Raw genomic sequence first — 19,293 nt, 5'->3', positions numbered from 1 at the left:
ATGGGGCCGGTTGTCCGGCTGTTGGCCGCGCTACCCCCTGTGGCAGGTGCGGACCCAGCAGACACAAGGGTTAATTTTGCCACAGTGGCAGGGTTACGCCAATTCGCCGGGCACTAATCCTGCTGCCCGGCCGCCGGCTGCGGCCGGCGGGCCAGCCTGCCGTCCACAATGTCGTACCCCAGGTTATGCAATTCCGTGCGGTCGGCACGTGGGAGGCTGCCGGCGTCGAACCCTTCCAGGAGGTCCGGCCGCCGCTCTGCTGTCCGGCGGTATTGCTCGTGACGCCGCCACTGGGCGATCCTGCCATGGTTGCCGCTCAGGAGCACCGGCGGCACCTCCCGGTCGCGCCAAACGGAGGGCTTGGTGTAGACCGGATACTCCAGGAGCCCGTCGGAGTGGGATTCCTCCACCAGGGACTCCGGGTTGCCCACCACCCCGGGCAGCAGGCGGCCGATGGCTTCCACCATGGCCAGGACGGCCACTTCGCCGCCGTTCAGCACATAGTCGCCCAGGCTGACCGGCCGGACCGTGAAATGCTCCTGCGCCCATTCGATGACCCGTTCATCAATGCCCTCATACCGCCCGCAGGCAAACGCCAGATGCTGTTCCTCAGCAAGTTCGTAGGCGAGGGCCTGAGTGAACCGTTCGCCCGCCGGCGATGGAACGATCAGGACCGGCTTGCGTTCCGGATCCGGACGCCCCCCGGCCACTGCGGAGAGGGCCTGCGCCCAGGGCTCAGGCTTCATGACCATGCCGGCTCCGCCGCCATACGGGCTGTCATCGACGGACCGGTGCTTGTCGGTGGTGAAGCTGCGGAGGTCATGGACGTGCAGGTCCAGGATTCCGTCCTGGCGGGCCTTGCCGATCAGCGAGAGTTCGAGCGGGGCGAGGTATTCAGGAAAGATGCTGACGACGTCGATCCGCATCTAGTCCGTGCCTTCCGGTTCAGGGGCGGCGGCTTCGTCGGAGTTAAGTTCGAAGAGGCCGTCCGGCGGGGTGAGGAGGATGAAACCTTCCTCGATATTCACCTCGGGCACAATCTGCTCCACGAACGGGATGAGGATTTCCTTGCCGTCCGGGGTGGTGACCATGAGCAGATCCTGCACGGGCATGGTGTTCAATGCCGTCACCTTGCCCACCACCTGCGCCCCTACACGGGCCTCGAGGCCGACAAGCTCATGCTCGTACCATCCCTCGTCGTCGTCCACGTCCAATTCTTCTGTGTCAATGAACAGCTTGGCGCCGCGGAGGGTTTCGGCCTGGTTGCGGTCCGCCACTTCCTCGAAGCCGAGCAGCAGGATGTCCTTGTTCCACCGCGCACTGGACACGGTCAGGGGACCCGAAGCGGCAGGTTCAACGACGAATTCCGTTCCCGGAACAAACCGGTCCTGCGGTGCGTCGGTCAGCACCTGGACGGTGACTTCCCCGCGAATACCGTGCGGCTTGCCAATCCGTGCCACCTGAAGCTGCATCTGTTCCTCTGTTCCCGATTGTGGTGGTTCTGGTGAAAAGCAGTGTGTTGATCAAAGCACTCCGGCCCCTCCACCTGACGGTGAAGGGGCCGGAGCAAAGCTGAATGTTGCCGAGCGCTCAGCGGCGGCGGTCGGTATCGACGACGTCGACTCTCACCGGTTCGCCTCCGGCCAGTGCTGCCACCACGGTGCGCAATGCGCGGGCCGTGCGGCCCTGCCGGCCGATCACCCGTCCCAGGTCCTCCTGGTGAACGCGCACCTCGAGAGTGTCCCCGCGGCGGTTGTTCTTGGAGCTGACCTTGACGTCATCCGGGGAATCGACGATTCCGCGGACCAGGTGTTCCAGCGCTTCTGCCAGCAATTTACTCAGCCTCGGTGGTCTCAGCTTCGGCGTCGGCCGGGGCCTCGGCAGCGTCAGACTTGGAGGCCTTCTTGGTGATGGCTTCCGGGATGATGACCGAGCCCTTCTCCGGGGCAACGAAGGCTTCCTTCTCGACCTTGGTCTTGAGGGTGCCTTCCTGGCCCGGCAGGCCCTTGAACTTCTGCCAGTCACCGGTGATCTTCAGGATCGCGGCAACCTGCTCGGACGGCTGGGCGCCGACGGAGAGCCAGTACTGCGCACGCTCGGAGTTGACCTCGATGTACGAGGGCTCTTCGGTGGGGTGGTACTTGCCGATTTCCTCGATGGCACGGCCGTCACGCTTGGTGCGTGAGTCCGCGACGACGATGCGGTAGTACGGGGCGCGCATCTTGCCGAAGCGCTTAAGGCGAATCTTTACGGCCACTTTTGTGGTCACTCCTGTTTCAGAAAAAGGGGTGAACCCGGCTTTCTGCACCCGTGGGGCGGGCCATACTTGCGGGTTCGAAGGACAGGATCCGGACGCGGAGAGAGGGGCCACGCAGATCGAGTACCTGTTTATTGTGCCAGATGGGCGGCGTTATTTCGACTTGGCCCGCCGCGCGGGCCGCCGCAGCCGGCCCGTGGCGCACTGAAGGGTACCCATACCGGCATCACCCGGGTCAGGCCGACCAGACGTACAGTCCCGTCCGCTCGGAATCGTCGAGTGAAGCCGCCAGTTCGGCCACCTGCTGCACATAGGTCCTGGCCTGCGAGGCGCCGAACGGCATATCCTCCTGGCCGGCCCACTGTTCAGCGACGTCGTCAAGGACATTGCCTTCGCCTTCGGTCTCATAGGAGAGCAAGTCAGCCAGGGCGCGAACCATGGCCGGCGGAACGGCAAGGAGGGAATCGCTGGCGACGTCCACCATGGTGAGTTCATAGTCGGCGCCGCCGGCGTGGACCGCAGTCCCGGCAAGATCGCCCAACTGTTCAACTTCGAAGTCACTGATGCCCTGGATCCGCACCGCCTGGCCCGCAGGCCCGCTGTCCGCCGCGGAGCCACTTCCCTCGTCGAGGATGCCGGCGCGTTTCAGCGCGGCGTCATGGGTGGCGACAAAGATCTCGGTGAAGCCCATGGCGGGTGCCCTTCTTCCGTTGGCGGAGCTGCGTGCCGGCTGCCTGCAGCCCGGCCGTACGGAATCAGCCTAGTAGTTGCGGGCCCGCACACGCACGCCGGAGCCGGAGGAACCGGTCAGCGGACGGCCACCCGGAGCCGGTTGCGCCAGGGGTCCTCGAACCGGAGCTCCGCACCGGTGTGGTGGGCCGGCACCCCGGCGACTTTGAGTCGGTCAGCCAGCGCCCCGACGTCGTCACCGGAGGGAACCTCAATGAGCACCTCCCCCAGCCCAAGGGTGTCCTTTCGGGGGCCGGCGCCGCGACTGTTCCAGACGTTCATGGCCATGTGGTGGTGGTAACGGCCCGCGGAAACGAACAGCGCCTGCCCATGCCAGCCTGCCGTCTTCTCGAAGCCAAGGGTGCCCACATAGAAATCCCTGGCAGTCTGGACGTCGCCCACCTGAAGATGGACGTGCCCCACACCGGCGGACGTCTGCCGCTGGCCCTCGAGGTGCTTCTCGGTGAGGTGCTGCTCCAGGTAGCGCTGCGGCGGAAGCGCGAGGCTGTCCATCACCACGTCCGTCCCGTTCCAGGACCAGTTGCTGCGCGGCCGGTCCCAGTACAGCTCGATGCCGTTGCCCTCGGGATCGGTGAAGTAGAAGGCCTCACTGACCAGATGGTCGGCGCTGCCGGTGAAGGAGCGGGGCTCGTACTGGGCAGCCGTGGCGATGGTGGCGGCGAGAGACGCCTGATCCTCGAACAACAGGGCCGTGTGGAAGAGGCCCGCCTCTCCCCTGCCGGGAAGGTGCAGCCCGGGGGCCGGCGCCAGGTGGACCAACGGCCTGCCGAGCCTGCCGAGATACAGGCCGCCGTCCTGCTCGGCCACCACCTCGAGACCCAGGGCGCGCTGGTAGTAGTCGGTCATCACCTTCATGTCGCCCACCTTGAGCATCACCGTGCCCATGGCGAGGTCGGCAGGAAGAAGATCCCGGCTGCTGGCTGCTTCGGTCATTGAAGGCTCCTTGTATTGGCGACCGTCCCGTTGGCGGCCTGTCACACATTAAAATTACTTGAAGCTTCAATTTATTCCAAGTGCCGGGTTCATTCTGCTCATCGGATGATGCGGCCGCCCAGCACCACATGTTCCAGGGCCGTGATGGTTTCCGGGACGGCCCGCGGGTCTTCCCGGCACACCACGACGTCGGCCCGCGCACCTTCGGCCAGGTTGTCCGCTCCCAGCCAGGTGCGGGCTGCCCAGCAGGCAGCATCCAGGGCGGCCTCCATTGGCAGGCCCGCGCCGTGCAGGGCGAGGATCTCGTCGGCGATCCTGCCGTGGCGGACCACGCTGCCGGCATCCGTGCCGGCAAAGATGCGCACTCCGGCGGCATGGGCTTCGGCCACGCGTTCCAGCCTGCGTTCCCAGAGGGCGCGCATATGGGCTGCATAGCGCGGGAACTTGGCGTCTGCCTGGGCAGCGATCCCGGGGAAGGTGGCGATGTTGATGAGGGTGGGCACGATCGGCACATCCTGTTCCACAAACCGGGGCAGGTGGCGGGGCAGCAGCCCGGTGGCGTGCTCGATGCAGTCGATGCCGGCGTCCAGCATCTGGTCCAGGCTGTCCTCCGCGAAGCAATGCGCCGTGACCCGGGCACCTTCGTCATGGGCGGCCCGGACGGCATCACGCACGACGGCGGCAGGAAAGGAGGGAGCGAGGTCACCGGCGCTGCGGTCGATCCAGTCCCCCACCAGTTTGACCCAGCCGTCGCCGTCGCGCGCCTGTTTCCGCACGGCCTCCACAAGGCCTTCGGGCTCAACCTCCTCCGCGAAGCCGCGCAGGTAGCGGCGCGTGCGGGCCACGTGGCGCCCGGCTCGGATCAGCACCGGGAAGTCCCGGCCGCCCTGCATCCAGCGTGTATCGGCAGGTGAGCCGGCATCGCGGACCAGCAGGGTTCCGGCGTTGAGGTCGGCCAGCGCCTGGTCCCGGGCCACTGCGGGTTCCACCGGTCCGGCGGGACCCAGTCCAATGTGGCAGTGGGCGTCAGCGAACCCTGGCAGCACCCAGCCGTCGAACACCCGCCCCGGAACGGCACCAGGCCGGTTGAACGTGAGCTTGCCGTCCACCGACCAAAGTCCATGGCGGACCCGGTCCGGTGCGGTGAGGACGGGTCCGCGAAAGTAAATGATCTCTGCCATCGGGCTTCCTTTCGATGCCCGGTCAGGCTAGCACCCGCAAATGTGACAAGGCTCTTCGGGGCCCCTGTGGTAGCTTCTTTCCTGACCACACGGGTGCCCTTGCAGGGGCTGAGATCGGGCTGACGCAGCCTGCGACCGTTGAACCTGTCCGGGTAATGCCGGCGAAGGAAGTGAGTATTCCCTTGAGTACACAAAACACCCAGTTGAACCCTGCCCACCTGCCGTCCACCGGGAGGTCCGCCGCAGAATCCGGGCCACAGGTGACGCAGTCCCTGGCGTCGCATTCACTGGCGTTCATCGACGACACCGCGTCCGGAATCCACGTACCCGTCACGGAAATTGCCCTGGAGCCGTCACCCAACGGGCAGCCGAACGCACCTTTCCGGACCTACCGGACCGCCGGGCCGGGAAGCGACCCCGTCCGCGGCCTGCAGCCCTTCCGCGCGGAGTGGATCGCGGCGCGCGGGGACACCGAGGCGTACAGCGGCAGGGAACGCAACCTGCTCGACGACGGCCGCTCGGCCGTGCGACGTGGTGCTGCCTCGGCGGAGTGGAAGGGCGCGCAGCCGGTGCCCCGCCGCGCCGTCGACGGCCGGACGGTGACCCAGATGCACTATGCCCGGCAGGGAATCATCACGCAGGAGATGCGTTTCGTGGCGCTGCGCGAGAACTGCGACGTGGAGTTGGTCCGGGACGAACTGGCTGCCGGCCGCGCCATCATTCCTAGCAACATCAACCATCCGGAGTCCGAGCCGATGATCATCGGCAAGGCCTTCCTGGTGAAGATCAACGCCAACATCGGCAACTCGGCGGTGACCAGCTCCATCGCGGAGGAGGTGGACAAGCTGCAGTGGGCAACGCAGTGGGGAGCGGACACCGTGATGGACCTGTCCACCGGGGACGATATCCACACCACGCGGGAATGGATCATCCGCAACTCCCCCGTTCCCATCGGCACCGTGCCCATCTACCAGGCCCTGGAAAAAGTAAACGGCGAGGCCAATGCCCTCACCTGGGAAATCTTCCGCGACACCGTGATTGAACAGTGTGAGCAGGGCGTGGACTACATGACCATCCACGCCGGGGTCCTGCTTCGCTATGTGCCGCTGACCGCCGACCGGGTGACGGGCATCGTCTCGCGCGGCGGCTCCATCATGGCCGGCTGGTGCCTGGCCCACCACCAGGAGAACTTCCTCTACACGCACTTTGACGAGCTGTGCGAAATTTTCGCGAAGTACGACGTTGCCTTCTCCCTGGGCGACGGCCTGCGCCCCGGTTCCACGGCGGACGCCAACGACGCCGCCCAGTTCGCGGAACTGGACACGCTTGCCGAGCTCACCCAGCGCGCGTGGGAGTACGACGTGCAGGTGATGGTGGAAGGGCCCGGGCACGTTCCGTTCCACCTGGTCCGGGAAAACGTCGAGCGGCAGCAGGAACTGTGCAAAGGGGCGCCGTTCTACACCCTGGGGCCGCTGGTGACGGACATTGCTCCCGGCTATGACCACATCACGTCCGCAATCGGTGCCACCGAAATTGCCAGGTACGGCACGGCCATGCTGTGCTACGTCACGCCGAAGGAGCACCTGGGCCTGCCCAACAAGGACGACGTCAAGACCGGAGTGATCACCTACAAGATCGCCGCCCATGCAGCGGACCTGGCCAAGGGCCACCCGGGGGCGCACGAACGGGACGACGCATTGTCCAAAGCGCGGTTCGAGTTCCGCTGGCGGGACCAGTTCGCGCTGTCCCTTGACCCGGTGACGGCCGAGGCATTCCACGACGAGACCCTGCCGGCCGAGCCTGCCAAGACGGCGCACTTCTGTTCCATGTGCGGGCCCAAGTTTTGCTCGATGCGGATCAGCCAGGACATCCGGGACGAGTTCGGCTCCGCGGAGGCGCAGGCTGCCCGGGCCAATGCCGCATCGGGGATGCGGGAGAAAAGCGAGGAGTTCCTGGCGGCCGGCGGCAAGGTCTACCTGCCGGAACTCCGGGTTCCCGCTGACAGCTAGGAGGCCCGGGCGGGCTGGCTCCGGCTGACCTGGCTGATGAACTGCCGGATGGCCCGGTCCCCGTCCAGGGAGTCATGGGGCCGGTGCCCTCCCGCGGCAACGCGGTGCAGGGCACCGGTCTCCCGCAGGTAGCCGGCAATCTCCTCGTAGAGCGGTTCCCACCCGCCGGTCAGGACCAGCGTGGGCACACCGGGAACAATGTGCAGCGGCGCCTCCCACGAGGGGGCCTGGAGCCGCAGCCTGCGGGCGGACCTCTTTTCCTCCGTGGTGGCGGACTGCTGCAGGTCGGTGGCGAAGACCCGCCGGACGAATTCGCGCTGGAAGTCTTCGTCGCCGAGCTGCTGGCGGACGTCGAAGAGGGGCTGCATGAGGCTGATGTGGGCCGCCGTGGCGGGGAGCTCTGCCGTCAGGGAGAGGCAGGCCGGCTCCACGAGGGTCAACGAAAAGACCAGGTCCGGACGTTCAACAGCGGCCATCATGGCTGCGATGGCCCCCTGGGCGTGCGCCACCACATGCCCACCGGCGGCGCCGCGGCCATCGTCGGCGAGGGACCTGAGGATAATGGCGGTGTCCTCGGCGAAGGAGGACTCAAGTGGCTCCGCGACGGCATCAAAGCCATGCCGGCGGAGGAACAATGCGTCATAGGACAGTGCCATGCCGTGCTGGCGCGGCCATGCGGCGGCGCCAAAAGTCCCGGCGCCGTGCACGAACACTACCCTCTGCTTGAACATGTCCCAACCCTATTCCACGGCGCTGACATCCCATGTAAGTAGCAGCAGATGTCGTTTTGAGCCCTCATAACGACATCTGCTGCTACTTAGTTGGGCCGGGTGTGCTTATTTGCCGAGGAACTTGTCGAATCCCTTGGGGAGGTTCAGCTGGGACGGATCGAAGTCGCCGCCCTGCTGGCCAAAGGCGGCGCCGGTGGGCAGTGCCTTCGCAGCGTTGGCACGGCGGGCTTCCGCCTCCTTGCGCTCCTGGGCAGCCTTGGCCGGGTTGCCGGACTTTGCCTTCGCCTTCTTGGGCGCGTTCTTCGCGTTCTTCCGTGCACCGCCGCCGGCACCGGGCAGGCCAGGCATCCCGGGCATCCCCGGCATGCCGCCCTGCGCCATCTTCTTCATCATCTTCTGGGCCTGGGCGAAGCGCTCCAGCAGGCCGTTGACCTCGGAGACATGGACGCCGGAGCCGCGGGCGATGCGGGCCCGACGCGAGCCGTTGATGATCTTCGGTGCAAGCCGCTCGTGCGGCGTCATGGAGCGGACAATTGCCTCGACGCGGTCGATCTCGCGCTCGTCGAACTGCTCCAGCTGCTGCCGGATGTTCTGCGCACCCGGCATCATCATGAGCATCTTCTTCATGGAGCCCATGTTGCGGATCTGCTGCATCTGGGCCAGGAAGTCTTCCAGGGTGAAGTCTTCCTGGTCGGCGAACTTCTTCGCCATCCGGGCGGCTTCATCCTTGTCCCAGGCCTTTTCGGCCTGTTCGATGAGCGTGAGGATGTCGCCCATGTCCAGGATGCGCGAAGCCATCCGGTCCGGGTGGAAGAGTTCGAAATCGTCCAAACCTTCGCCGGTGGAGGCGAACATGACCGGCTTGCCGGTGACAGACGCGACCGAAAGCGCGGCACCGCCGCGGGCGTCGCCGTCGAGCTTGGACAGCACGATGCCGGTGAAGTTCACGCCTTCATCGAAGGCAAGCGCCGTGTTCACGGCGTCCTGGCCGATCATGGAGTCGATCACGAAGAGGACTTCGTTGGGCACGATGGCGCGGCGGATCTGGCGCGCCTGCTCCATCATGTCGGCGTCCACGCCCAGGCGGCCGGCCGTGTCGACGATGACGACGTCGTGCAGCTTCTGGCGGGCTTCCTCGACGCCGGCACGGGCGACGGCGACGGGATCGCCTGCGGGCTGGTCCAGCTCGGTGGAGGTGGCTCCGGGGTGCGGGGCGAAGACAGGCACGTTGGCACGCTGGCCAACCACCTGGAGCTGGGTGACGGCGTTGGGGCGCTGCAGGTCACAGGCCACCAGCATGGGGCTGTGGCCCTGGGCCTTCAGCCACTTGGACAGCTTGCCGGCAAGGGTGGTCTTGCCGGCACCCTGGAGGCCGGCGAGCATGATGACGGTGGGGCCGTTCTTGGCCAGCCGGATCCGCCGGGTTTCGCCGCCGAGGATCTCCTGGAGTTCCTCGTTGACGATCTTGACGATCTGCTGGCTGGGGTTCAGTGCAGCCGAGACCTCGGCACCCAGGGCGCGTTCACGGACCCGGCCAGTGAACTCACGCACCACGGGAACGGCAACATCGGCGTCCAGAAGGGCGCGGCGGATCTCCCGGACGGTGGCATCGACATCGGCCTCCGTGAGCCGGCCTTTACCGCGGAGATTCTTGAAGGTTGCTGTCAACCGGTCAGAGAGTGAATTGAACACGCGACGTGCACTTCTTTCAGTGGATGATCGGGACTCGACTATCTAGGGTATCAAGTCAGGCACGGTAGGTGGCATGCTGGCAAAATGACGAGCCAAACAACAGTGAAGACCCTGCTCATCCTCGGTGCCTCGGGCGACCTCACCGGCCGGCTCCTGCTGCCGGGCCTGGCGCGGCTGGTCGCTGCAGGGCGCGCGGAGGGCCTCACCCTGGTGGGTGCCGGCTCGGATCCGTGGACGCCGGAACAATGGCGGGAGCGGGTCCAGTCATCGTTCGCCGCTGCAGCCGGGGCCGCGGACAGGCCGGGGAAGGACGCCCTCGAGCTGCTGCAAAAAGAGACCGTGTACCACCAGGTGGACGTCACGGCCAAGGGTGCCCTCGCAGCCCTGCTCAAGGGACTGGAAGGCCCGGTGGCCGTCTACTTTGCGTTGCCCCCCAGGATCAGCCAGGCGGCCTGCGAGACGCTCCAGCCGGAAGAGGTCCCGGAAGGCACGCGCCTGGTGATGGAGAAGCCCTTCGGCTCCAGCGAGGAATCCGCACGGTCCCTCAACCGGACCCTGGCGCGGCTTGTCCCCGAGGACCACATCCACCGGGTGGACCACTTCCTGGGCAAGGCCACCGTCCTGAACATCCTGGGCCTGCGGTTCGCCAACAACTTCCTGGAGCCGGTGTGGAACCGGCAGCACGTGGAGAAGGTGGAGATCTTCTTTGACGAGGACCTGGCCCTGGAAGGCCGCGCACGCTACTACGACGGCGCCGGGGCCCTCCGCGACATGATCCAGAGCCACCTCCTGCAGGTCATGGCGATCATGGCCATCGAACCCCCGGCCACCATCGGCGAGCGCGACCTCCGCGATGCCGTCTCCACCGTCCTGCGGGCCAGCAGCGTCAAAGCCCCCTTCACCGAATCCACGCGCAGGGCGCGCTACACGGCGGGTTCCGTGGCAGGCAAGGATGTCCCCGACTACGCCAGGGAGGAAGGCGTGGATCCCGGACGGGAAACGGAAACACTTGCCGAAATCCAGGTGGGCATCGACAACTGGCGCTGGCAGGGCGTGCCCTTCATCCTCCGCTCGGGCAAGGCCTTGGGCGACAAACGCAAGGAAGCGGTGGTCACCTTCCTGCCGGTGCCCCACCTGCCCCAGGGCTTCACCGGGGTGGACTCCCCCAACCAGCTGCGGATCGGTTTCGGCCCCGACACGCTGGAGTTCGACGTCGACGTCAACGGCCCCGGCAACATCTTCAGCCTGGGCCGGGTCACCCTGGAAGCGGAACTCAGTGCCTCCGATCTCCTGCCCTACGGCGAAGTGCTGGAGGGCGTGCTGACCGGCGACCCGCTGCTGTCCGTCCGCGGTGACACCGCGGAGGACTGCTGGCGGATCGTTGAACCGGTGCTCAAGGCGTGGGAGCGGGGCGATGTCCCGCTTGAAGAGTACGACGCCGGTTCGGCCGGCCCGGCATCCTGGCCCACCAACCGGCGCAAGGGCTGAAGACGACCCGGCCCGGGCGGCAAGGGCACCTTTAACGACAGACAGGACGGGCGGGAACCTTTCGGTTCCCGCCCGTCCTGCTTTGCTGTTGTGCATACGGGTCCTGGCTAGATGGCGGCCACTCCGCGCTCCCCGGTCCGGACCCTTACTGCTTCATGGACATCCATGGTCCAGACCTTGCCGTCCCCGGCCCTGCCGGTATTGGAACTGGCAATGATCACGTCCAGGATGTCGTCGGCCTGCTCGTCCGTCGCCAGGACTTCCACCCGGATCTTGGGCAGGAGGTCCACGTTGTATTCCGCTCCGCGGTAGACCTCGGTGTAGCCGCGCTGCCGGCCGTATCCGCTGGCTGCGCTCACGGTCAGGCCCTGGACGCCGTAGGCTTCCAGCCCTTCCCTGACGGTTTCGAGCTTTTCCGGCCTGATGATTGCAGTAATCAGTTTCATGCCCCCACGCTTTCCTTACCTGTTGCTGACTGTGACTTCTGCGCACCGGGTGCCGCCTCGTGCGGCTCGCCCTGGCCCTTGCCGGTGATCATGTCGTGGAGCGGCTGGAAGCTTCCGCCGTGTCCGCTCAGGCCGAACTCGTAGGCAGTCTCGGCGTGCAGGCTGAGGTCCACACCCACCGTTTCCTGTTCCTGCGAGACGCGGAAGCCCATGGTTTTGTGGATGGCCAGCGCAATGATGGCGGTCAGGACCGCGGAGTAGGCGATGGCGATGCCGGCTGCCGCGAGCTGCGCCCAGAGCTGGGTCAGTCCGCCGCCGTAAAAGAGGCCGCCGCCAACACCGTCGGCGGGCAGTGCGATGAAGCCCAGGGCCACGGTGCCGATGATGCCCGAAACCAGGTGGACGCCGACGACGTCCAGCGAGTCGTCGAAGCCCCAGCGGAACTTGAGGCCGACTGCCAGGGCGGAGGCGACACCGGCCACCACGCCGAGGCCGAGGGCTCCGACCGGGCTGACGTTGGCGCAGGCGGGGGTGATGGCGACGAGGCCGGCAACAACACCGGAGGCTGCGCCCAGGGAGGTGGGGTGGCCGTCGCGGATGCGTTCGGTGACCAGCCAGCCGAGCATGGCCGCTGCCGGGGCCGCTAGGGTGTTGATCCAGATCAGGCCGCCCTGTTCAGCGGTGGTGGCCGCACCGCCGTTGAAGCCGAACCAGCCGAACCAGAGGATGGCTGCGCCGAGCATGACGAACGGGATGTTGTGCGGCCGGTGGTTCGGGTCCTTGCCGAAGCCCTTTCGGTTGCCGATGATCAGGACGAGGATGAGCGCTGCCACACCTGCGTTGATGTGGACTACGGTACCGCCGGCGAAGTCGATGGCGGGGCCGAGGGCCTTGCCGATGGCGCCTTCGGGGCCGAACAGACCGCCGCCCCACACCATGTAGGCCAGCGGGCAGTACACCAGGGTGACCCACACCGGGACGAAGACGGACCAGGCGCCGAACTTGGCTCGGTCGGCGATGGCGCCGCTGATCAATGCCACCGTGATGATGGCGAAGGTGGCGGCGTAGCCCACCTTGATCAGGCCGTCAGGGGTGGTGATGCCCTCAAGACCGAACGTGGCGAACGGATTGCCCACGATTTCCATGAATCCTTCACCGGAGCTCATGGAGGCGCCCCACAGCACCCAGACAACGCCCACCATGCCGATGGAGATGAAGCTCATCATCATCATGTTCAGGGCTGCCTTGGCGCGGGTCATGCCGCCGTAGAAAAATGCCAGACCGGGTGTCATGAACAGCACAAGGGCTGCCGCCACCATGACCCAAACGTGACCTGCGGTAAGTTCCATGGTGCACGTCCTCTCTCATCGAATCTTGCGGAGTATTCCGCCTGCCAACGCCTTTTTGCGTCCTGTAAAGAGTTTGTGGGCGGCGTGTTTCGCCCGCGGAGGATTTAGATTGCGGGGCTGTTACAACAACCTCTAGGAAGTAAATGGTGCATATCCGCCTTGTTACGGTTATGTTTCCGCACCACCGCAGCCACCCGGCTCCCTTTCCTGCAAGGACTCCTGCACCATGACGGCAACACCCCGCGAAAGCGGCGCCACTTCGAGGTTTCTGGCCCGGCTAAGGCCGCAGCGGGAGAAGCTTCCCCGCGACATTAAGGTGATGCTGGCCGCCGCGTTCCTCATTGCGCTTGGATTCGGCCTCGTTGCGCCTGTATTGCCCCAGTTCGCAACAACCTTCGGGGTGGGGAACACGGAGGCTGCGGTCATCGTGGCAATCTTCGCCTTCATGCGCCTCGCGTTCGCTCCCGCCGGCGGCGCCCTGATCGGCAGGCGCGGAGAGCGTCCGGTCTATGTGGCAGGGCTCTTGATCGTGGCATTGTCCACGGCGGCCTGCGCGTTCGCGCAGGACTACTGGCAGCTGCTGCTGTTCCGCGGCCTTGGCGGGGCCGGGTCCGTGATGTTCACCGTGGCGTCGATGGCCCTGGTGGTCCGGCTGGCGCCGCCCAAGAGCAGGGGAAGGGTGTCAGGAGCCTATGCGTCGGCTTTCCTGATCGGAAATGTGTGCGGACCGATTGTGGGCGGACTGTTGGCGGGGCTGGGTTTGCGGGTCCCGTTCCTTGCCTACGCGGCTGCCCTGCTGGTTGCCGCGTTCGTGGTGCAGACCCAGCTCAGCCATCAACGCCGGGACGGGGGCGAGTCCCGGCACCGTCCACCGGACATGCGCTTTGGCGAAGCCCTGGCCGCCGGAACCTACCGGTCGGCCCTCCTGTCCAGCTTCGCCAACGGCTGGGCCACGTTTGGCGTCCGGATGGCAACGGTGCCGCTGTTCGCAGCGGCCGCCTTCGGGGCAGGCCCGCAGGCGGCCGGGCTGGCGCTTGCCGTGTTTGCTGCCGGCAATGCAGCCGCACTCACCTTTTCGGGGCGGCTGGCGGACTCGCTGGGACGCAAGCCCATGATGATCTCCGGCCTGCTGGTGGCAGCCTTCTCAACTGCGGCGATCGGCATTACCTCCGACCTGCCCTGGTTCCTTGCGGCATCGACGCTTGCCGGCGTCGGGTCGTCCGGCCTTTTCGGCCCGGCCCAGCAGGCGACCGTGGCCGACGTCGTAGGCAACACCCGCTCAGGCGGCAAGGTGCTGGCCGTCTACCAGATGACGTCCGACGTCGGAGCGATCGTTGGCCCGGTGGCGGCCGGGCTGCTCGCGGACCGGCTGGGGTTTGGCTGGGCCTTCGGTGTGACCGGCGGCATCATGCTCCTGGCCGCCGCCGGCTGGCTGCCCACCCGCGAAAGCCTGCGGACGGCTGCTTCCTAGCCTTCCCCCGGACTTCCCGCTCCCGGCGCACCCTGCTAATTCAGCAGGGCGTCGACAAAGCCTTCGGTGTCGAACGGGGCCAGGTCGTCGGCGCCTTCGCCCAGTCCGATGAGTTTGACGGGCACGCCGAGGGTCTTCTGGATGGCGACGACGATGCCGCCTTTGGCGGTTCCGTCCAGCTTGGTCAGCACGATGCCGGTGATGTTGACCACCTCTGAGAAGACCCGCGCCTGGTTCAGGCCGTTCTGGCCGGTGGTGGCGTCGAGCACCAGCAGGACCTCGTCCACTTCGGCCAGCTTCTCCACGACGCGCTTGACCTTGCCCAGTTCGTCCATCAGACCCACCTTGTTCTGCAGGCGCCCGGCGGTGTCGATCATGACGACGTCAACTTCCTGCTCAATGCCGGCCTTCACGGCCTCATAGGCAACGGAGGCGGGGTCGGCGCCGTCGATGTCCGACTTCACGGTGGGAACGCCGACGCGCTGCCCCCACGTGGCCAGCTGTTCGGCAGCGGCAGCACGGAACGTGTCAGCGGCGCCCAGCAGGACGTCCTTGTCCTCGGCCACCAGCACGCGGGCCAGCTTCCCCACGGTGGTGGTCTTGCCCACGCCGTTCACGCCCACCACCATCATCACGGCAGGCTTGTCCGCATGCCGCTGGACATTCAGGCTGCGGTCCATGGAGGGGTCCACGAGCTTGATCAGTTCCTCGCGGAGCATGGCTTTGACGTGTTCGGGGGTGCGGGTGCCCAGCACCTTGACCCGTTCCCGCAGGGCATCCACCAGTTGCATGGTGGGTTCGGTTCCCAGATCCGCGAGCAGGAGTGTTTCCTCCACCTCGTCCCAGACGCTCTCGTCGATCCGGTCGCTGGACAGCAGCGCCAGCAGGCCCTTCCCCATGATGTTGTTGGAGCGGACCAGCCGCTCACGGAGCCGGGTGAGGCGTCCCGCGACGGGCAGCGGGGTTTCGACCGGGATGGTTTCCAGCCCGGCAGCGTCATCCGGAACCGTGGTGGTGTCCAGGCCTTCGACGTCCACGCCCGCCGGGGTTCCGCGTTCAATGGTGCCGGTGCGGTCCGCCACGGCGGTGCTGCCGCCGGAGCGGATCTCCGGGTCATTGGCGTCGCGGGTGCCGGGGTACCGGTTGATGTTCCTCCGCGTCTTGAGCAGGACCGGAATCAGCCCGCCGATGACCACCAGCGCAGCAAGAATGGACAGGACAATGGGAAGGATGTCATTCACTCCCCTAGCTTCTCACAAACGGCCCCGCCCGTTCCGGCGCCCGCTGCGCCCCTGACCTGCCCCTATGCGGCGCCCGCCGGCTGGCTGGACCCCGGCCGCTGCTACACCTCAGCGCCCAGGCGCTGGCTGATGACGGTGGAGACGCCGTCGCCCCTCATGGTCACGCCATACAGCGCGTCCGCCACTTCCATGGTCCGTTTCTGGTGGGTGATGACGATCAGCTGGCTGGACTCCCGGAGTTCCTCGAAGATGGTGATCAGCCGGCCGAGGTTGGTGTCGTCCAGCGCCGCCTCTACCTCGTCCATAACGTAGAACGGCGAGGGGCGCGCCTTGAAGATGGCCACCAGCAGGGCCACTGCGGTGAGGGACCGCTCGCCGCCGGACAGCAGTGACAGCCGTTTGATCTTCTTGCCGGCTGGGCGGGCCTCCACCTCGATGCCCGTGGTGAGCATGTCCTCCGGGTCGGTGAGGACCAGCCGGCCTTCGCCGCCGGGAAAGAGCCGCTCGAAAACGCGGACGAACTGGGCCTGGGTGTCCTCGAACGCCTCGGCGAAGACGCGCTGGACACGGTCATCCACTTCCTTGATGATGTCCAGCAGGTCCCGGCGGCTGGCCTTCAGGTCCTCAAGCTGGGTGCTGAGGAACTGGTGCCGCTCCTCCAGCGCCGCGAATTCCTCCAGCGCCAGGGGGTTCACCTTGCCCAGGCTGGCGAGGTCCCTTTCGGCCTTGCGCAGCCGCTTCTCCTGCTCCTGCCGGACGTAGGGCTTCCCTTCCAGGATCTCTTCCCCGCCGGCGTCAACGGGAGCGCGCAGTGCTGCCCACTTGTCGCCGGTCTCCTCCGCGGGTACGGGCACCGGGACATGCGGCCCAAACTCTGCCACCAGGGCTTCGGGGGTGATGCCCAGTTCGTCCACGGACCGGGTTTCCACCGCCTCGATCCTGGCCCGCTGCTGGGCCCGGGCCAGCTCGTCCCGGTGCACGTTGTCCGTGAGGTCAGCCAGTTCGCGGGCCAGGGCGTCGTTCGCTTCCCGGATGTCCCGCAGCCCACGGTCACGCTGTTCGCGGTTTTCCTCTGCCAGGTCCCGTTCGTGCCGGGAGAGGTCCACGGAGACGTCCACATACCGCAGTGCCATCTCGACCGCTGCGGAAACCGCGGCCGCACGCCTGGCCTGGACGCGGCGCCGGCGGGCGCGCTGGGCCGCTTCCTCCCGGGCGCGTCGTTCGGTGGCGGCGGCCCGCTCAAGGGATGCCACCCTGTTGCCGGTGGCGGCCAGTTGCTCCTCGGCACTGCGCAGGGACAACCGCGCCTCCACCTCGGCTGCGCGGGCGGCGGAAGCGGCATGGGCCAGGGCGTCCCGCTGTTCGGTGGAGGGCTCCTCTTCAACGGGAGCTTCCTGGGCAGCGGCCAGCCGGGTGGTGATGGCGGCGAGCGCTTCCTCCTCCGCGGCAACGTTCTCCCCCCCACGTGCCAGGGAGGCTGCCAGGCGCTCACTCTCGCCGACTGCGCTGCGCAGGACCGAATTGAGGTGGCCGAGGCGTTCAGCGACGGCGGCCAGGCGGGCATCGGATTCGTGCAGCCTGTCCAGGGCAGCGTCCGCCGCCTCCTGCGCCTCGGCGCGCTTGGCCTCGGCGGCGGCCAGGGCGAACCTGTTCCGCTCCAGGTCAGCCGTGACCGCCGACAGCCGCCGGTCGGCGTCGTCCAGTGCCGCCTGCACCTCAAGGAGGGACGGTGCCTTGGCCGAACCGCCGGCAATGGAGACAGCGGTGAACACGTCCCCTTCGCGGGTGACGGCCGTGAGCCCGGGCTGCGAGGCCACGAGCGCTGCCGCGGCATCAATGCCGGTGACGACGGCGGTTCCGGACAGCAGGTGCCGGACCAGCGGGATGTGCCCCGCAGGCCCGTCCACCAGGTCTGCAGCCCAGTGAGCCCCGTCCGGCAGCGGCACGTCCTGCCCGTCCTCCCGGTGGACCGCCACGGCCGATGCCAGGAGCAGCGACGCCCGCCCGGCGTCGTCGTCCTTGAGCACCTGCAGGACCGCGGCGGCCGTGTCCCCGTCCTGGACGAGGACTGCTTCGGATGCTTCCCCCAGCGCGGCGGCGACCGCCGCCTCGCAGCCGCCCTGCACGGTGATCCCGGCCGCCAGGGTCCCCAGCACTCCCGGCAGACCGGACTCCAGCACATGCCGGGCGCCATCCTTGCGGTCCAGTCCGAGCTTGAGAGCCTCGAGCCGGGCGGCGAGGGCGTCCCGCTTGCGGACTCCCTCATTGACGGCGGCCTTGAGGTCGGCGATCTCCTGGAGGACGGCGTCCAGTGCTTCGCTGGCAGCCTCATAATCGGCGTCGAGGGTTTCCTCCCCTTCCTCCACGCCGGCCACCTGGTTCTCCAGCGCCGTGAACTCGGCCTGGGCACGGGCACGCCGTTCCGTGCCGGCGGCAAGGGATTCCCGCAGCCTGCCCAGCTCCGCCTGCGCCGACTCCACCCGGGACCTCGCGGCGGCTACTTGTCCGGCCAGGCGGGCCAGGCCCTCCCGCCGGTCCGCTGCTGCCCGGAGCTGCGCCGTGAGCCGCCGGTCCTCGGCCTGGGCAGCCTGCTCTGCTTCCGCCTTGGCGGCGCTGGCGGCGTCCAGGGCCGCGCGCCTCGCCTGGATGTCCTGTTCAAGATCAGCCAGCTCCTGCCGTACCCTGGCTGCCTGGCGCTCGAGCTGTTCGGGATCCCGCCCGGAAGGCGCCACGGCGTCGTCGGACCCCAGCAGGCGGCTGCGTTCGGTGGCCAGCGAACCGAGCGATCGAAGACGTTCGCGTGCAGTGGAGAGCCGGTACCAGGTGTCCCGCGCGGCGTTGAGGCGGGGCGTGGCTTCGGCCGCCAGCTGCTCCAGTGCTGCCTGCTGCCTGCGCCCGGCTTCGAGTTCCTGCCCGACGGCGGTCCGCCGGGCTTTGAGCGCGGCCTCGTCCGCCACATCCTGCTCCAGCGCCTGTTGCAGCTGGACGAGGTCATCGGCGAGCAGCCGGGCCCGGGCATCCCTGACGTCGAACTGGACGCGCTGGGCGCGGCGGGCCACTTCCGCCTGTTTTCCCAAGGGTGTCAGCTGGCGGCGGATTTCCCCGGTGAGATCGGTAAGGCGCTGGAGGTTGGCCTGCATGGCCTCCAGCTTCCGGACTGTCCGTTCCTTGCGCCGGCGGTGCTTGAGGATCCCCGCCGCCTCTTCAATGAAGCCGCGCCGGTCCTCCGGGGTGGCATGCAGTACGCGGTCCAGCTGGCCCTGGCCCACGATGACATGCATTTCCCGGCCCAGCCCGGAGTCGGAAAGGAGTTCCTGGATGTCAAGCAGCCGGCAGCCGGCACCGTTAATGGCATATTCGGAGCCGCCTGTCCGGAACAGCGTCCGCGAAATGGTCACTTCGCTGTATTCAATGGGGAGCGCGCCGTCGGTGTTGTCGATGGTCAGCGAAACATGGGCGCGTCCCAAGGGCGGCCGCCCTGACGTCCCGGCAAAAATGACGTCCTCCATCTTGCCGCCGCGGAGGGTCTTGGCGCCCTGCTCGCCCATCACCCAGGCCAAAGCGTCCACCACGTTGGACTTGCCGGATCCGTTGGGACCCACCACGGCGGTGACGCCGGGTTCGAAGTCGAAGGTGGTGGCAGAGGCAAAGGACTTGAACCCCCGGACGGTGAGGCTTTTGAGGTGCAAGGCTTTTCTGGTCTCCTGGAGCGGGTGGGGCACTTTGCTGGATCCGGCTCACTACA

At 67.2% G+C, this 19,293-nt stretch carries 16 protein-coding genes and 1 riboswitch; of the genes, 3 read left to right on the top strand and 13 right to left on the bottom strand.

Annotated elements, in window-relative coordinates:
• Positions 1-113 precede the first annotated feature (113 nt).
• The 7 genes from trmD to QFZ60_RS07540 all read right to left on the bottom strand — a co-directional run bounded on the left by trmD (position 114) and on the right by QFZ60_RS07540 (position 5,121).
• Complete coding sequence (gene trmD / locus QFZ60_RS07570; RefSeq protein WP_307089445.1) at positions 114-926, bottom strand: tRNA (guanosine(37)-N1)-methyltransferase TrmD; 813 nt, start codon at positions 924-926, stop codon at positions 114-116.
• Positions 927-1,472 (bottom strand): ribosome maturation factor RimM, encoded by a 546-nt coding sequence (gene rimM, locus QFZ60_RS07565; RefSeq protein WP_307089443.1) that lies wholly within the window; start codon positions 1,470-1,472, stop codon positions 927-929.
• Between the two features lie 118 nt (positions 1,473-1,590).
• Positions 1,591-1,833 (bottom strand): RNA-binding protein, encoded by a 243-nt coding sequence (locus tag QFZ60_RS07560; RefSeq protein ID WP_142116785.1) that lies wholly within the window; start codon positions 1,831-1,833, stop codon positions 1,591-1,593.
• Between the two features lies 1 nt (position 1,834).
• Positions 1,835-2,257: a 30S ribosomal protein S16 gene (rpsP, locus tag QFZ60_RS07555; RefSeq protein ID WP_056335390.1), complete on the bottom strand. Its 423-nt coding sequence runs from the start codon at positions 2,255-2,257 to the stop codon at positions 1,835-1,837.
• Between the two features lie 235 nt (positions 2,258-2,492).
• Complete coding sequence (locus QFZ60_RS07550) at positions 2,493-2,948, bottom strand: hypothetical protein (protein ID WP_307089442.1); 456 nt, start codon at positions 2,946-2,948, stop codon at positions 2,493-2,495.
• Between the two features lie 116 nt (positions 2,949-3,064).
• Entirely contained in the window at positions 3,065-3,940 is an 876-nt protein-coding gene (locus QFZ60_RS07545; RefSeq protein ID WP_307089440.1) for a VOC family protein, read from the bottom strand.
• Between the two features lie 98 nt (positions 3,941-4,038).
• A complete protein-coding gene (locus QFZ60_RS07540) occupies positions 4,039-5,121 on the bottom strand; it encodes an amidohydrolase family protein (protein ID WP_307089438.1) in 1,083 nt (360 codons plus the stop codon).
• 79 nt (positions 5,122-5,200) lie between these two features.
• A riboswitch (TPP riboswitch) is annotated at positions 5,201-5,308 on the top strand.
• On the opposite strand from QFZ60_RS07540, the gene thiC reads away from it, so the two are divergent.
• Positions 5,304-7,130, top strand: coding sequence for a phosphomethylpyrimidine synthase ThiC (gene thiC, locus QFZ60_RS07535; protein WP_373427667.1), 1,827 nt, complete (start codon positions 5,304-5,306; stop codon positions 7,128-7,130). Its footprint overlaps the riboswitch before it by 5 nt.
• On the opposite strand, the gene QFZ60_RS07530 is transcribed toward thiC, so the two are convergent.
• The gene (locus tag QFZ60_RS07530) at positions 7,127-7,861 is read right to left on the bottom strand and encodes an alpha/beta fold hydrolase (protein WP_307089437.1); all 735 of its coding nucleotides are present in this window, start codon (positions 7,859-7,861) and stop codon (positions 7,127-7,129) included. The two genes, thiC and QFZ60_RS07530, sit on opposite strands and share 4 nt — an antisense overlap.
• 105 nt (positions 7,862-7,966) lie before the next feature.
• Positions 7,967-9,553 carry a signal recognition particle protein gene (gene ffh / locus QFZ60_RS07525; protein WP_307089435.1) on the bottom strand — a complete coding sequence of 529 codons (1,587 nt, stop codon included), beginning with the start codon at positions 9,551-9,553 and terminating at the stop codon, positions 7,967-7,969.
• A gap of 84 nt (positions 9,554-9,637) precedes the next feature.
• Between ffh and QFZ60_RS07520 the strand changes: the two genes are divergently transcribed.
• Positions 9,638-11,041, top strand: coding sequence for a glucose-6-phosphate dehydrogenase (locus QFZ60_RS07520; protein ID WP_307089433.1), 1,404 nt, complete (start codon positions 9,638-9,640; stop codon positions 11,039-11,041).
• A gap of 107 nt (positions 11,042-11,148) precedes the next feature.
• Here the strand turns inward: QFZ60_RS07520 and QFZ60_RS07515 are convergent, their stop codons facing one another.
• Complete coding sequence (locus QFZ60_RS07515) at positions 11,149-11,487, bottom strand: P-II family nitrogen regulator (protein WP_307089431.1); 339 nt, start codon at positions 11,485-11,487, stop codon at positions 11,149-11,151.
• Positions 11,484-12,836: an ammonium transporter gene (locus QFZ60_RS07510; RefSeq protein ID WP_307089429.1), complete on the bottom strand. Its 1,353-nt coding sequence runs from the start codon at positions 12,834-12,836 to the stop codon at positions 11,484-11,486. The genes QFZ60_RS07515 and QFZ60_RS07510 overlap by 4 nt, the downstream gene beginning before the upstream one ends.
• Before the next feature lie 226 nt (positions 12,837-13,062).
• On the opposite strand from QFZ60_RS07510, the gene QFZ60_RS07505 reads away from it, so the two are divergent.
• Complete coding sequence (locus tag QFZ60_RS07505) at positions 13,063-14,307, top strand: MFS transporter (RefSeq protein ID WP_307089427.1); 1,245 nt, start codon at positions 13,063-13,065, stop codon at positions 14,305-14,307.
• 35 nt (positions 14,308-14,342) lie between these two features.
• On the opposite strand, the gene ftsY is transcribed toward QFZ60_RS07505, so the two are convergent.
• Together ftsY and smc are read right to left on the bottom strand one after the other, a co-directional pair.
• Entirely contained in the window at positions 14,343-15,548 is a 1,206-nt protein-coding gene (gene ftsY, locus QFZ60_RS07500; protein WP_307089426.1) for a signal recognition particle-docking protein FtsY, read from the bottom strand.
• A 101-nt stretch (positions 15,549-15,649) separates the two neighbouring features.
• Positions 15,650-19,237 (bottom strand): chromosome segregation protein SMC, encoded by a 3,588-nt coding sequence (gene smc / locus QFZ60_RS07495; RefSeq protein WP_307089423.1) that lies wholly within the window; start codon positions 19,235-19,237, stop codon positions 15,650-15,652.
• Positions 19,238-19,293 lie beyond the last annotated feature (56 nt).

This window comes from Arthrobacter sp. B2I5 (genome assembly GCF_030816735.1).
Classification (GTDB): Bacteria; Actinomycetota; Actinomycetes; order Actinomycetales; family Micrococcaceae; genus Arthrobacter.
This window is presented reverse-complemented; position numbering and strand designations above follow the sequence as displayed.

Bases quoted from the DNA above. Each gene is read 5' to 3' on its own strand.
- QFZ60_RS07550 (WP_307089442.1), bottom strand. From the start codon at position 2,948: ATGGGCTTCACCGAGATCTTTGTCGCCACCCATGACGCCGCGCTGAAA.
- QFZ60_RS07545 (WP_307089440.1), bottom strand. From the start codon at position 3,940: ATGACCGAAGCAGCCAGCAGCCGGGATCTTCTTCCTGCCGACCTCGCC.
- QFZ60_RS07505 (WP_307089427.1), top strand. From the start codon at position 13,063: ATGACGGCAACACCCCGCGAAAGCGGCGCCACTTCGAGGTTTCTGGCC.
- QFZ60_RS07510 (WP_307089429.1), bottom strand. From the start codon at position 12,836: ATGGAACTTACCGCAGGTCACGTTTGGGTCATGGTGGCGGCAGCCCTT.
- QFZ60_RS07530 (WP_307089437.1), bottom strand. From the start codon at position 7,861: ATGTTCAAGCAGAGGGTAGTGTTCGTGCACGGCGCCGGGACTTTTGGC.
- QFZ60_RS07515 (WP_307089431.1), bottom strand. From the start codon at position 11,487: ATGAAACTGATTACTGCAATCATCAGGCCGGAAAAGCTCGAAACCGTC.
- rimM (WP_307089443.1), bottom strand. From the start codon at position 1,472: ATGCAGCTTCAGGTGGCACGGATTGGCAAGCCGCACGGTATTCGCGGG.
- QFZ60_RS07540 (WP_307089438.1), bottom strand. From the start codon at position 5,121: ATGGCAGAGATCATTTACTTTCGCGGACCCGTCCTCACCGCACCGGAC.
- QFZ60_RS07520 (WP_307089433.1), top strand. From the start codon at position 9,638: ATGACGAGCCAAACAACAGTGAAGACCCTGCTCATCCTCGGTGCCTCG.
- trmD (WP_307089445.1), bottom strand. From the start codon at position 926: ATGCGGATCGACGTCGTCAGCATCTTTCCTGAATACCTCGCCCCGCTC.